9 protein-coding genes are annotated in these 14480 nt (G+C 66.0%); 1 reads left to right on the top strand and 8 read right to left on the bottom strand.

Features of this window, described 5'->3' with window-relative positions; all coding sequences use genetic code 11:
- Positions 1-30: 30 nt before the first annotated feature.
- A complete protein-coding gene (locus tag CQ14_RS30150) occupies positions 31-858 on the bottom strand; it encodes a tetratricopeptide repeat protein (RefSeq protein WP_057861450.1) in 828 nt (275 codons plus the stop codon).
- Positions 859-1012: 154 nt separating this feature from the next.
- Positions 1013-1261 carry a PilZ domain-containing protein gene (locus CQ14_RS47910; protein ID WP_057861449.1) on the bottom strand — a complete coding sequence of 83 codons (249 nt, stop codon included), beginning with the start codon at positions 1259-1261 and terminating at the stop codon, positions 1013-1015.
- Positions 1262-1544: 283 nt separating this feature from the next.
- Between CQ14_RS47910 and CQ14_RS30140 the strand changes: the two genes are divergently transcribed.
- The gene (locus CQ14_RS30140; RefSeq protein WP_057861448.1) at positions 1545-3230 is read left to right on the top strand and encodes a Na/Pi cotransporter family protein; all 1686 of its coding nucleotides are present in this window, start codon (positions 1545-1547) and stop codon (positions 3228-3230) included.
- A 3-nt stretch (positions 3231-3233) separates the two neighbouring features.
- Here CQ14_RS30140 and CQ14_RS30135 read toward each other — a convergent pair whose 3' ends face one another.
- The 6 genes from CQ14_RS30135 to CQ14_RS30110 form a co-directional block, all read right to left on the bottom strand.
- Entirely contained in the window at positions 3234-3572 is a 339-nt protein-coding gene (locus CQ14_RS30135; RefSeq protein WP_057861447.1) for a lipid-A-disaccharide synthase N-terminal domain-containing protein, read from the bottom strand.
- Positions 3572-4315, bottom strand: coding sequence for a glycosyltransferase family 2 protein (locus tag CQ14_RS30130; protein ID WP_057861446.1), 744 nt, complete (start codon positions 4313-4315; stop codon positions 3572-3574). The genes CQ14_RS30135 and CQ14_RS30130 overlap by 1 nt, the downstream gene beginning before the upstream one ends.
- 70 nt (positions 4316-4385) lie before the next feature.
- Complete coding sequence (locus CQ14_RS30125) at positions 4386-5177, bottom strand: phosphatase PAP2 family protein (protein ID WP_430650228.1); 792 nt, start codon at positions 5175-5177, stop codon at positions 4386-4388.
- Between the two features lie 55 nt (positions 5178-5232).
- The gene (locus tag CQ14_RS30120) at positions 5233-6975 is read right to left on the bottom strand and encodes an ArnT family glycosyltransferase (RefSeq protein WP_057861444.1); all 1743 of its coding nucleotides are present in this window, start codon (positions 6973-6975) and stop codon (positions 5233-5235) included.
- Positions 6976-7052: 77 nt separating this feature from the next.
- Positions 7053-9152 carry a penicillin-binding protein 1C gene (gene pbpC / locus CQ14_RS30115; protein WP_057861443.1) on the bottom strand — a complete coding sequence of 700 codons (2100 nt, stop codon included), beginning with the start codon at positions 9150-9152 and terminating at the stop codon, positions 7053-7055.
- A gap of 89 nt (positions 9153-9241) precedes the next feature.
- Complete coding sequence (locus CQ14_RS30110; RefSeq protein ID WP_057861520.1) at positions 9242-14455, bottom strand: alpha-2-macroglobulin family protein; 5214 nt, start codon at positions 14453-14455, stop codon at positions 9242-9244.
- Between the last annotated feature and the right edge of the window lie 25 nt (positions 14456-14480).

Here is a 14480-nt window from a genome sequence, read left to right as displayed (position 1 = left end):
TGGTTCTGATTCAATCAGAACCGGTCGAACTCAGTCGGTGCGTCGGGCCGCGGCGATCGGCATCTTGTCGGCCTCGGCGCGCGCATTTTCCCTGTCTTTCCGCGCCAGCAACTGCTTCAACTGCGTGACATTGGCGGCGGCCTCGGCCGGCGGCAGATCGGCCTTCACGATCTTTTCCGCCTCGGTGAAATTGCCCTGCAGGCCGACGGCCAGCGCCAGGTTGGCGCGCACGCGCGGATCGTTCCCCGCAAGGCGGTAGGCACGGCGCAGCGTTTCTTCCGCCTTCGCCAGATCTTTCGAAAGCACGTAGGACAGGCCGAGATTGGACAGCACCGACGGATGGTCGGGCACGATTTTCAGCGCGTTCGCATAATATTGCCGCGCCTCCTCAAATCGGCCGAGTTGGTCCAGCGTTGCCCCCTGCGCCGAAAGCAGCCGCCAATCGGGATCCTCCGGGCTGTGGGCGCGGCCGAGCACGTCGAAGGCCTGCTGGAAATTGCCGTTGTCCGCCAACGCCCGGCCATAGGCGGCGAGCAACGGCTTGTTGGTGGGATGGGCGATGGAGGCCTGTTCGAGCACCGCAACCGCCTGCGACCGCTGTCCCGTCGCGCGGAGTGCCTTGCCGTATTTCAGCGCAGCATCGGCATCCTTGGGATTGGCGCGGTATCGCTCCTGATAGGTTTCGATGTCACGGCGCGGATCGATAGCGGGGCCGGTGTCAGCCTTTTCGCCAATCGAACCTGTAATGTCCGCTAGTCCCGAGGTCTGGCAGCCGCCGAGCCCCAGCGCCAGAACCAGAATGGATGCGCAGGCAAGATGCCGCGCGACGCGGGGCGGATGGGATGACTTCTGAACCATGTAGCGGGACTCACGGCGGGAACTGTCCAGCAGTGTTCCCAGCTTAACCCTAAATTCAGGTTAAACCCGCCCGCCTTGGCGGTAATCAATGACCATTGCGGCCCCGTGGCGGGCCGCCCCACGGCCCTGCCCGAACCGGCGGCTGCCGGGCGACCTAGTCGAGGAATTGCGCGCCGAACTCGCAGCCGATCCGCCAGGCCAGCCGGCACTGACGCGGCCGGCCTTCCGAGAAAATCACGGTGAATTCGGATGGGATTTCGGAATATTCGGCGATGATCTTCACGCCGCCGTCCGACATGTCCGTAATCATGCAGTCGCGCGGCAATCCGCCGGTCGCGAACTGTATTTTTGCAAAGTTTCTGCACGCACGACGTACGCTTGCGCGGCGATTCGCTGCCAACATGTCCACCCTGGCCCTTGCTCGATGTGATTCACTCGAAGGTGGATCAGCTTTACCGAAGAATTGTTGGAATTGGCCTAGCGCGGCGGCGCGCAATGTAATCGATATGTTCGAACTCCGTTTACCGAATCCGGACCGCTCGGTGACAGCGAAGCCTCCGAACCACGGGTTAACGCCGCCCGCGGCAACGCTCCTGCATCGCAATTTTCGGCAAATTAAAGGGTTGATCCCCCCTCGTTAGGCGGTAGCCTGATCGTTCGACTCGATTTGGCGGAAACTTAAGCGCATGGGAAGTCTCGTTCTTCTGGATCTGATGGGCGGCGTGGCGTTGCTGCTGTGGGGCCTGCACATGGTCCACAGCGGGATTTTGCGCGCGTTCGGGCCGGACCTTCGCCTGCTGCTGGCAAAGGCCCTCGGCAACCGTCTCTCCGCCTTCGCCGCCGGCCTCGGCCTGACCGCGCTGCTCCAGAGCAGCACCGCAACCGCGCTGATCACGAGTTCGTTTACGTCGGAGGGGCTCGTCAGCCTGGTCCCTGCCCTCGCCATCATGCTCGGCGCCAATGTCGGCACCACGCTGATCGTGCAGATCCTCTCGTTCAACATTGCCGCCGTCGCGCCCGTGCTGTTCATCATCGGCCTGGTTTCCTTCCGCAGCGGGCCGCGTTCGCGCATCAAGGACATCGGCCGCGTCTTTATCGGGCTCGGCCTGATGCTGCTGGCGCTGCACATCCTGCTCAATACGCTGGCGCCGGCGGAGAATGCGCCGGGCGTGCGCGTGTTCATGACCGCCATCACCGGCGATCCCGTGCTCTGCATCATGTTCGCCGCGATAGTGACCTGGCTGGTGCATTCCTCGGTTGCCAGCGTGCTGCTGATCATGTCGCTGGCCTATGCGCATTTCATCACGCCCTATGCGGCGCTGGCGCTCGTGCTCGGCGCCAATCTCGGCAGCGCCATCAATCCGATGGTCGCAGGCACACGCCGCGACAATCCCGCGAGCTATCGCCTTCCGCTCGGCAACCTCGCCAACCGGCTCATCGGCATCCTGCTGGTTGCGCCGTTCCTGCAGCCGATCGCTGATATCCTGACGGCGTGGCAGCCGGATGCCGCCAAGGCAACCGCCCTGTTCCACATCGCCTTCAACGTCGTGACCGCCCTTGTCTTCATCGGCCTGCTCGACGGCATGGCGCGGCTGTTGAAGACCGTGCTGCCCGAGCGCGCCAAGGTGAGCGATCCGTCAGGGCCGCGCTATCTCGACGAGAGCGCGCTGGAGACGCCCTCGCTCGCGCTGGCGGATGCCGCACGCGAGGCGCTGCATATGGGCGATCACGTCGAAATCATGCTGCGCAAGGTGATGGCGGCGATGATGACCAACGACCGCGCGCTGGTCGACGAGGTCTCGCGGATGGACAACAGCGTCGACAGCCTCGACGAGGCGATCAAGCTCTATGTCACCAAACTCACCCGCGGCAGCCTCGACGAGCGCGAAGGGCAGCGGGCGATGGAGATCGTCTCCTTCGCCATCAACCTCGAGCATATCGGCGACATCATCGACAAGAATCTCAGCGAACTCGCCACCAAGAAGATCAAGCGCCGGTTCCAGTTCTCCCCTGAAGGCGCCGAGGAGCTCTCCGCCTTTCACAAGCGCACGATGGATTCGCTTCGGATCGCCTTCGGGGTGTTCATGTCGGGCGACCTCAACGAGGCGCGAAAGCTGCTGGCCGAAAAGGCCGCGCTGCGCAATGCCGAGCTCGCCGCCACCGAGCGGCACCTCGACCGCCTACGCGAGGGCCGGCCCGAAACCATCGAGACCACATCGCTTCATCTCGACGTGTTGCGCGATCTCAGGCGCATCCACTCGCATATCTGCTCGGTCGCCTATCCCGTGCTGGACGCCGCCGGCGAACTCGCCGCCCATCGCAGCGCCGAAAGCGAATTGGCCGCGCTGCCTGCGCCGGCGCCGAGCCGCTGACCGTCAGCGGTCCAGCGTCTTCGAGGCCTTGCCGCGATGCTTGACGATCAGCATGATGTTTCTGATGTAGATGATCGTGGCCGCCGCCTGGCCGGCAATGATCACCGGCTCTCGCTTGGCGATGCCGTAGACCAGCGTCATCAGCCCGCCTCCCATCGAGAAGAACCAGAACGCGATCGGTATCACGCTTCGTCCGGCGCGCTCGCTCGAGATCCACTGCACCAGGAAGCGCGCCGTGAACAGCAATTGCGCGACCAGCCCGAAGGCCAGCCAGAAATCGAACTTGGCCACGAAGACGTCATAGAGATAGTCGCCGAGCGCAGCGCCGTATTGAATCAGCATCAGAGAACCTCGGTCGCAACGGGCGTCGTCTTCTTGCGGCGGATCAACCACCACACGCCGGCGAGATCCATGATCCCGATCCATAGCCGGTCAAAGAAGCCGTAATTGGATACGCCGGAATGGCGCGGGCGGTCGATCACATCGACGTAAGCGATATCGAAGCCTTCGCGGCGTACCAGCGCCGGCAGAAACCGGTGCAGCCCGTCGAAATAGGGCATCGACAGGAACACCTCGCGCGGGAATGCCTTCAATCCGCAGCCGGTGTCGCGGGTGCCGTCGCGCAGGATCGAGTTGCGCACGCCATTGGCGATCCGCGACTGCAGCTTCTTGAAACCGGTGTCCTTGCGCCCCACCCGCTGCCCGGCCGCAAGGCCGACACGGCCGCCGCCTTTTTCGATCGCCGCGATCAGGTCCGGCAGGAACGCTGGATTGTTCTGCCCGTCGCCATCCAGCGTCGCCACGATGGTGCCGCGCGCGGCCCGCACTCCGCTGCGCACCGCCGCCGATTGCCCTGATGAGGCGGCGTGCTTCAGTTGCCGGAGCTGGGGGTGCTGCTTCATCAGCGCCGCCAGCCGGTCGGCGGTCGCATCCGTCGAGCCGTCATTGACGTAGATGATCTCGTAGGCCCAGCGGCTGCCGAGCGCGCCGACGATTTCCGCAATCAGCGGCGCGACGTTATCAGCCTCGTTGCGCACCGGCACAACGATTGAAACGGCGACCGCATCTCTGTCGGCAGGTGTCAAATCGGTACTCGTCTGGTTGGTTGGAAGACCCCGGAACCGGGCGGATCGGGCCGTCAGGCGGCGTCCGCTTTTATGGGGCCAAAGCGCCCCGGGCAACCCTTTTGAGGCGCCCCGACGAGGGCCCGACAAGGGACACGATGCTGCCGTCGCGCTGGATCGCGAATCCGAGCCGGCGGGCCGCAAACCAGTATCGCACGAACATCGCGCCGATGATGCCGACCAGGGCCCCGGCCACGACGTCGCTCGGATGATGGGCCAGCAGCACCAGACGGCTCGCCGCAATGATCAGGGCGTAGACGGCCATCGCATGGCGGGCCTGGGGCCAGACCACCGACACGGCGAAAGCGAGCGCAAAGGCGGTCGTGGCATGGCCGGAAGGAAAGCTGTAATAGGCCGGATTTCCCGCGAAGTGCGAAAAATGGAACGCGTTGGCTTCGCCGCCAACAAACGGCCGGCCGCGGCCGACGCAATATTTCAGCACCTCGGTCACGAGATTGGAAACGGCCACGGCAAGAAAGAGGAATTGCAGCCGCGTTCCGAGGCCAAGCAGCAGCGAGCGTCGGATACCATGCAGGGCCGGTGCTGCGATCGCGACCGCGATCAGCAATATTCCCAGCGCCGTCAGCACATATTCGTCCTTGCCGAAATCGGTGAGAATGCGGAGCCACCACAGCGAAGGGGTGCCGCGCTTCGGCATCTGGCTGATTTCCCAGGCATCAATCACGTACATCAGCACGATGATCGAAGCGCCAAGGCCGGCCGACAGCCACAGCACGTGGCGCGCCGCGCGGCGGGCGGCTTCGGCGCGCCGCGAATGCGACGGCGTGCGCACGAGCTGCGCCAGTGACAGCCACGCCAGCATCGCGAAGCGCGAAAGATAGTTTTTGGAATCGACGACAGCAGGGCTTGCGGGCATCTTATTCCGTGCCTTCCGAGCGGAAGATGGCGATCGAGATCGCCTTGCCCTGCGAGATGTTATAACCCTCGATCCGCTTCGCCACGTTGTAGCGCAGTCCGATCGCTTCGGCGCGCTGGACGAAGGCGCGTTCGGTGCGCGATTCCACCAGCGCAAAGCGGCAACTGCCCTGCCCCAGGAAATCGGCCGCGCCGGAACCGTCGGTGAGCAGCGTGCCGGTGCCGGTCATGAAGACGAGGCTCGGCTCGTGAAAGCCGGCCGCTGCGGCCTTCGGCCCGACGCAGACCACGTTGCGAAGCGCCCGCGCAACCTCGGCGCTCGGAAACATCGCGGTCAACGACGGCATCACGATGCCGTAGATAGCGACCGCCAGAAACATCGCCGCAACTACGGCATTCAACAATGAACGTTCGGCGCGGCTGTCCTCGAACATCCACCACGCGATCAGGCCGAAGATCATCGCCGCCGCCAGGAACGGCCAGGCCGGAAACGCCGGGTAGTGCGTCAGCTTGATGGCGCCGATGACGGCGATCACGGCCGCCCCCGCCGGAACGACGAACCACCAGGCGGCACCACGCCTCAGCCAGGATCGCGACAGCACGCGGCGCTCCAGCGCGCCGGCAGTCAGGATCGCAATCGCCGGATAGAGCGGCAGCACGTAATGCGGCAGCTTGGTCAAGACCGCCTCGAACACGATCCATGACGGGACCAGCCAGGCCAGCAGATATTGCGCGCCGGGCTCGCGCCGCGCGCGCCATACCGCCGGTGCCGCCATTCCCGCCAGCGGCGCGCCCGGCCAGAACGTGACCCAGAACAGCAGGAGATAAAGGCCGGGCGGCGCGCCGTGGGATTCCTGCGCGCCGATCTTGCTCAGCATGTCGCCGCCGAGCGAATTGGAGAAGAACGCCTCGCCTGCGCGCCAGAAGATCGCAACGAACCAGGGCAGCACCAGCACCAGCGTCCACATCAGGCCCCAGACCGGCCGCAGCCGCCACAGCCATGCCGCCGAGCGATCCAGGATCGCGAGCGCCACGATGGTCAGGCCGACAAACATCAGGATCAGCGGCCCCTTGATCAGGATGCCGCCGGCCAGCGCCGTCCAGAAGATCGCGGGCGCGGTCCAGGGCGGATGCGCCGGGTCCTCGCCGCGCTGCCAGGACAGATAGACCCGCGCCATCGCCCCCATCGCGGCGACAACGGTCATCAGCAGCATCGCGTCGGTCTTGGCCAGCCTCGCCTCGGCGCCGAGCAGGACGGAACTGCACATCATCAATGCCGCCAGCGCCGCGCCCCGTCGCGTGACGAAGGCGAGCGCCGTCCAATAGGTCAGAAGAACCGCGCCGATGGCGCCGATCAGCGAGGGAATCCGGTAGAGCCAGATGCGGAGCTGCGCCCGCGGCAGCCCGAGCGCCGACGCCGTCTCCACCACCGCGGCCTGCATCCAATAGATGCCGACCGGCTTCTTGTAGCGAACGTCGTCCTGGAAGCGGATATCGACGAAATCGCCGCTTTCGACCATCTGCTTGGTCGCCTGCGCAAAGCGCGCCTCGTCGCGGTCGATCGCCGGAATGTTGAAGAAACCGGGCAGGAAAAGCACGAACCCGCAGAGCACCAGAAACACGATGGCGCGCAAATGGTTGGCCGTGGCGAAGTCGAACACGACGGCCAGCCTGCGGCCGGAATGCGCAGGTTTTACAGGCTGTTGGCCCGCTCCAAAGCGTGGGGGTTGGAAGGTTTCCACCATGCTGTTCGCATAGTATGAAACCGCACTGCAAACAACACCGCAGACCCCTTAAGTCGTGGTCAACAGAGCGTTTTTCCTCACTGTACCCGGATGACCACGGTATCGGCCGCGCCGGTGGCATCGATCACGGTCAGCCGGGCAAAACCCGGTCCGGGCGGATCCACCAGCCGCTGGCGGCGGCTGTCGATCTCGCCGACCGAGGCGCCGTTCAGCATGACGGTCAGCGGCAGCACGCCGCCCGCGACCTTGACCGGCATCGCGGCGGCCTGCCGGTCGTCGGAACGGTCGATATCGATCCGCGAGCCGTTGAGGGGGAACTGGATGCGCGGCGCCTGCTCGCTGCCGGTCCGGATCAGTTCGCCGACGGGGCGGAAGCGCTTGAGCGGCAGCGGCAGCTTGGCATTGCCAGCAATCAGAACGCCCTTAGGGGCCCTCGGCAGCGCCGCCGGGATTTTACCGGTGCGCGCAAAGGCATCGAACAGGATTGGAGCTGCGGCAGTGCGGCCGACCAGGCCCGGCACCGGCGCACCGTCGGGACGCCCCACCCACACACCGATGGTGATGCGGCCATCGAAGCCGACCGACCACGCGTCGCGATAGCCGTAGCTGGTGCCGGTCTTGAACGCGATCCTGTTGTGCACGCCGTTTTCCGGCGGCGGCGTGCCGAGCAGGACATTGCCAACCTGCCAGGCCGCGGCCTGGTCCATCAGCCGCATCGGTTCGCGATCGTCGTTGGCGAGCATGATCTCGCGCAACGGTTTTGCCGCGCCAAGCCGCGCCAGCCCGGCATAGAGCTGCGCCAGATCCTGCAAGGTGACGCCGACGCCGCCAAGGCCCATGGCAAGGCCCGGCGCCTCATCCTTCGGCAGTACGAGGTTGCCGCCGGCTTGCTTCAGCCGCGACGACAGCCGGCTGGAGCCGACGCGGTCGAGCAGCGCAATCGCCGGCACATTCAGCGAGAGCTGCAGCGCCTTGCGCACCGGCACCGTGCCCTGAAACGTCATGTCGAAATTTTCCGGCGCATAGGAGCCGAAACGAATGGGACGATCGTCGATCAGGCTCTCCGGATGCACAAAGCCGTCCTCGAAGGCGAGCCCGTAGATGAACGGTTTCAGCGTCGATCCCGGCGAGCGCACCGCGCGGGTCATGTCGACCTGACCGGCGCGGCGTTCGTCGAAATAATCCGCCGAGCCGACGCGCGCCAGCACGTCACCGCTTTCATTGTCGACCGCGATGATGGCGACCGAGATATTCGGCCCCTGCGCCACCGCGCGGTCGCGCGCCAGCGCTTCCAGCGTCTTCTGCAGGCCCGCATCCAGCGTGAGCTTCACCAGCGGCGTATCCTTCACTGTCGCCATCGCGGCGTCGGAGGAATGCGGTGCCAGAATTGGCATCGGCTTGCGCAGCCGCGGCACGGTGACCGCCTTGGCCTGCGCCGCGTCCTCTTTCGACACCACGCCGTCCTCGACCATCCGCGCCAGCACGCGATCGCGCGCGGCATGCGCGGCTTCCGGATGACGATCGAGCCGGCGGCGTTCCGGCGATTGCGGCAGCGCGACCAGAAGGGCTGCTTCCGCGAGCGATAGCCGCTTCGGCTCCTTGCCGAAATAGCCGATCGAGGCGGCGCGGATGCCTTCGAGATTGCCGCCGAACGGCGCCAGCGCCAGATAGAGGTCGAGGATTTCGTCCTTACTTAGTTGCCGCTCGAGCTGAACCGCGCGCACCATCTGGCGCAGCTTGGCGTAGATCGAGCGCTCGTGCCGCGGCTCCATCAGCCGCGCCAGTTGCATCGTAATCGTCGAGCCGCCGGAGACGATGTGGCCGCGCGTGCCGAACTGCAGCGCCGCGCGCCCCAGCGCCAGCGGATCGACGCCGCCATGCGACCAGAACCGGCGGTCCTCATAGGCCAGCAACAGCTTGAGATAGCCGGGATCGACCGCGGTCCTCGCGTCGACCGGCAGCCGCCAGCGACCGTCGGCCATCGCATAGGCGCGCAGCAGCTTGCCATTGCGATCGACGATCGTGGCCGAGACCTTTCGCGCCTCGCCCAGCGGCAGCGGCCCGAGCGATACGACCCAGGCGGTGAAGGCGGTAGTGCTGACGATCAGCACGAAGGCGACAGCTACCGCGATTCGGAAAAAGCGGCGGCGGCCAATACCACCGCCATGCCCGGGCATAGCCGTCCGAAGGACGGCGTCGCTTCCGCTCGCCTGTGCCCGGGCATCCACGTCTCTGCCCGACGAAGAACTATGGTTGCCCTTCCCGCTCATTTGGCCGGACGCACCTCGACCGAGCCGGTGCCGGTGCGGCCGTAGCGCGAGGGGTTGTACATGTCCTCGACATAGGCCTGCGGCAGCACGTATTTGCCGGGCGACACCGCGCGCACGATGTAGGCCACCGTGAACACCGACTGGTCGTCGCTGGCGCGGTCGATCGCCGCCGTAAAGCGGTCGTCGCGGAACTCGGTATGCTCCGGCTCCTCGCCGTCCTCGATCCAGTCCAGCGTGCCCGAGTCACCCGACGACACCAGCCGCGGATTGTCGATCTCGAGGCCGGCCGGGAGATAGTCGGCCACCATGATGTGTCCGTATTCCGGCTTGGCCTCGGTGATCTTCAGCACCACGGCGAAGCGATCGTTCTGTTTCGCCTTGGTGACGTCGGCGGGCTTGCCGTCGAGCGTGAAATAATTGCGCTCGATCTTGAAGCCGTTCGACGCCGCGGGCTCGGGAGTGACCGGCGAGCCCGAGACCGAGACCACCGCCTGCACCGGTGCATCGCCGGTATTGGTGATCTTGACCGGCTTGCCGGCCAGCGCCTCGGCCTTGTAGCTGCGATAGACCGCCGCCTTCACCGGCGATCCATCGATGTCCAGCGTCAGCGTTTCCTTCGACAGCGCCCGCGCCGCCAGCACCATCCACGCATTCTCCTGCGTGGATGTGTAGGGCGTAAGCCCCCGCGCCGCCTCGACCCGCTGGACGGCCTGCGTCAGCGTTGCCCGCGGCGCGTTGCCTTCGCTGGCGAGCGACACCAGCGCCGCGGCATCGCGCAGCGCCGAGCCGTAATCGACGCGGCCGAACTCGATCACGGGCTTTGGCGCCAGCGCATCGAGCGCCGCGCCGTAAACCCGCTCCGCCCGCGTCTTGTCCCCGACCAGGGCCAGCGCCGCCGCGAGCTGCGACTTCGCGATTGGAGTCGCGAGGTTCGACAACTTGGTATCGGCGAGATAGCGCAGGTCGCCGATCGGCGCTGCGCCATTGCGCGCGAGCACGTAGAGGCCGTAGGCCAGATCGCGGCCGCCGTCCTTTTCCGGCTCGTTGGCGTTGACCACCGAGTTCCTGATGCGGTCGAGCGCGTTCTTGAACAGTACATCCGGCACCGCAAAGCCCTTTTCGCGGGCGCGCGTCAGGAAGTCCGTCACATAGGCATCGAGCCAGGCGTCGTCGCCGCCGGCCGACCACAGGCCGAACGAGCCGTTCGAGCCCTGCCTCGCAAGGAGACGCTCGATGGCGTCCTTGATGCGCTGGTCGACGGCGGTGTCCATCGCAAGATGCGCGCCGGCCGCGAGGTCGTTGACATAGAGCAGCGGCATCGCGCGGCTGGTGATCTGCTCGGAACAGCCGTGCGGATAGCGATCCAGCGCCTTCAGGATGGTCGCCGCATCGAGTGCGGTGGACAGGCTGACCGACAACGACACGCCGCCCGTGCCCGAGACGAGGTCGGAGAACATGTCCGGCGTCAGCGTCAGGCTCTCGCCCTTGGCCAATGTCCGGATCGAACGCCGCGCCAGCACCTGCGTCGCCGCCTTGACGTCGAGCGCATAGTGCCGCGCCAGCGTCAGCCCGTTCGGGCCCTTGATGTCGACGTCGAGATTGGCGGTGCCCGCGCCGCCGGCATCGAGCGCCAGCGACATCGAGGTCCGCTGCTTCGCCGCCAGCTTCACGGTCGTGGTCGGATTGCCCGTCACCTTCACCGGGCCCGAGGTCTTCACGCTGATGCTGTAGTCACCGGGCGCGCCCTCGACATTGTCGAGATCGAAACTCATCGTGCCCTTGTCGCCATTGAGCAGGAAGCGCGGCAGCGTCGCCGTCAGCACCACGGGATCGCGCACGGTGACATCGATGGTGGCGCGGCCGAGCTTGGTCGCCGTCCAGGCCACCGCCATCACCCGCGCGGTGCCGGCGAATTCCGGAATGTCGAAGCCGATCTCGGCAGTGCCGTCGGCGCCGACCGTGACGATGCCGGAATAGAGCGCGAGCGGCTTTTGCGTGGGCGGTGAGCCCTGCAATTCGGCGCCGGAGGCGTCGCCGCCGGTCCGGATCTGGCCGCGCGTGCCCTGCATGCCGTCGATCAACTGGCCGTAGAGGTCGCGGATCTCGGCCGTGAGGCGGCGCTGGCCGAGATAGTAGTCATCCGGCGCCGGCGGCTTGTAGTTGGTCAGGTTGAGAATGCCGACATCGACCGCGGCGACCACGATCTTGGCGTCCTCGCCCGGGTTGAGCCCGCCGAGCTTGACCGGGATCTTCAGTGCGGTGCCAGGCCGAACCAGCGGCGGCGGCGACAGCGCGACCTGCAACGTGCGGGTCTTCTTGTCGATGCCGAACCATTTCAGGCCGATCGCCCGTCCAGGCATCCGCAGCGCCGCAGCGTCCAGCGGACGGCGCAGCGTCGCCAGCACATAGGCGCCGGTGCCCCAATCCTTGCCGACGGTCAGCCTGACCTGCTGGGTGCCTTCCTTGACGTCGACGGTCTGGGTCGTCAGCAGGCGGTCGCCGAGCACGTTGACCGTCAGTTTGCCGGCGGTGCGGGCATTGACCGAAACCACCATCGTGTCGCCAGAGGCGTATTCCGGCTTGTCGACCGAGGTCTCCAGGAGGTCCGGCGTATCGGCGCCGCCGTCGGAGTACCAGCCGACATCGAACTGCACCGAGGTGACCGGGCCGTCCGCTTCCGTCGACTTGACGTCGAGGCGATAGCGGCCAGGCTCCGGCGAGACCGACACCCGCGCCGCCTTGTCGGCCGTGAGCGTCAGATCGCCATCGGCGACGCGCTTGGTCGATTTGACCGGCTCATATTCCCAGGACGAGTTCTGGCGATACCACTGATAACGCGACTCCATCTTCAGCAGTTCGTAGCGCAGGCCATCCCGCGAAAGTTGCTTGCCGTCGGGGCCGACGAACACGACGTCGAACTCGGCCTTGTCGCCCTCAGCGACGCTCTTGTCGCCGAATAGCGGCTTGATGCCGATCAGCGCGGCTTGCGGAGCCACCGGGAGCACCAGCTTGCGCTCGACCGCGCGGCCGCCGGTCTCCACCATGCGGATGAAGATCTGCGCCTCCTGCGGGCGGGTCGACGTCGGCGCCTTGGCCAGCGACACCGGAAAGGTCGCGACGCCATTGGCGTCGGCTTCGGGCAGGTTCTCGATCGGGGTCCGCTCGTTGCTGGCGGTCTCTTCATCGGCCACGCCGAACTGATAGCCGGGATAGCCCGGCCGCCCGGATGCCGCGGGGGCGACCAGCATGTCGCCTTCGAGCTGCAGGCCCGATGCCGGCGCACCATAAAGGAACTTGCCGGCGACCTTCAGTTCAACCGGAGCTTCGGCCTTGATCATCTTATCCTTGGCCGAGACGTCGAACTCGATCCGTTCGGGGATGTAGTCCTCGACCATGAAGGTGGTCTCGCCGACCGATGAGCCCTTGGGGTCGGTAAAGGCGCGTACCCGCCAGGTCCCGGTCGGGACTGCGGAATTGAGCGCAACGGCAATGGAGCGTCCGCCCGCGCCCTGGTCAGGGAGCTGGGCGCGGCGGAACTCGACACCGTCTGGCCGTTCGATCACCAGCGTCAGCGGCCCGCCGGCCATGGCGTTGCCCTGCCCGTCACGGAGAAGCGCAGTCAGATAAACCGTCTCGTTCGAGCGGTAGACGCCGCGCTCGGCATAGACGAAGGCGTCGGCGCCGGGAGGAACCACCCGCCCGGACACGCCGCGGTCGGTGAGGTCGAAGGCGTTGGTTTTCAGGCTGAGGAAGGCGTAGTCGGCCTTGTCGCTCATGACCGTCAGCAGCGCCGGTGACAGTCCGCCCTCGCCGCGCGCCAATCCGGCCTCGAACAGCACATGGCCGGCATCGTCGGTCTTGCGCGTTGCCAGGATCTCGTTGTTGCGGGCGACCAGCCGCACCTCGGCCTTGGCAACCGCTTCGGTCGAAGCCAGCGAATTGACGAAGACATGGATGCCGTCATTACCGGAAAACGCCGTCAGTCCCATGTCGGAGACGATGAACCACTGCGTCGCCAGCGAACCGTCATCGTCGCCGCCGCTGCCGGGGCCCTTGGCCGCCGCCGTCATGACATAGACGCCGGGCTGCAGGTCGCCGAGCGCCTGATCGACCGGGAATGCCGTCACCACGTCCTGGTTCAGCGTGGTCGCGGTCGCAAGCTCGCCCGACCACACCTTTACCCCACGCTCTTCGCCGAGAGCGGATAGCTGGTAGCTGGAAAGCGTCTTCTGAAAATCGCTGTCGACCACGGTGTTGATCAGGTTGCGGTCGCCGATCCGGAACACGTTGACGTTCACTGACGGCGTATTGACGCTGACCAGCGGAATGCCGCGCTGGCCGGTGCGCGGCAGCACATAGGCCCGCCCCGTGAAGCGCACGAACGGCTTGCGGTCGCGGACATAGATGTTGAACTCGGCCGATTTCGGCAGGCTCTCCTTCACCGTGGACGGCAGGCCGGCGCGCAGATTGATGTTGTAGCGCTCGCCATGCTTCAGCCCGTCGACGCAGAGCTGCTTGCCCTCGCTGGTCAGCGCCGGCTTGTCGGTGCCGGCCAGCGCCACGAACGGCGCGAAGTCGACCCGCTTGGCGAGATCCTCGGAGAACTGGAAACAGGCCCGCGGCGAGGCGCCGTCAGAATCGACGGTGTAATCCAGCAGCCGGAAACCATGCTGGTCGCGCATCTTCTCGTACTGGCCGCGAACCTCGGCGACCTCGCGCATGTCGAGCGACAGGCGCAACGCATCCAGCGCCGGACGCCATAGCTTGCGCTCGGACATCGCCCGTCCCAGCACCGCCAGCGCATCGGCCTCCTCGGCCTGGTTGCCGGCGCGCTGATAGGCGATGTAGGCCGCGGTCGAGGCGCGTTCGTACAGGAAGGTCTGTTCGCTGGAACTGGCGGCGCGGATCTGGAAAATGGTCTTGGCGAGTTTTAGCCAATTTGCACTGTCTTCCGGCGTGGTGGCGGCGATCTGGCCGAGGACCTGCAAGCCGACCCGGAAGTCGGAGCGCTTGAAGGCGACGTCGGCGTCGTTGCGCAGTGTGGCGGAGGATTTGGCGACCGGCCCCGCCTCGCTCTTGATCTGGGCCTCCAGCTTCACGGCCGAATCGGCGAGGTCGTCGCGCTTGAAGGCCTTGTCCGCGGCGCCAGCCGCCGTCAGGCCAAGCGCCAGCGTGGCGCAAATCACTGTGGCGCGAACCAAACCGATCATGATGGGCTCCTTGCCGCGGACAGAT

Source organism: Bradyrhizobium lablabi (assembly GCF_001440475.1).
In the GTDB taxonomy this organism is placed as follows: Bacteria; Pseudomonadota; Alphaproteobacteria; order Rhizobiales; family Xanthobacteraceae; genus Bradyrhizobium; species Bradyrhizobium lablabi.
This window is presented reverse-complemented; position numbering and strand designations above follow the sequence as displayed.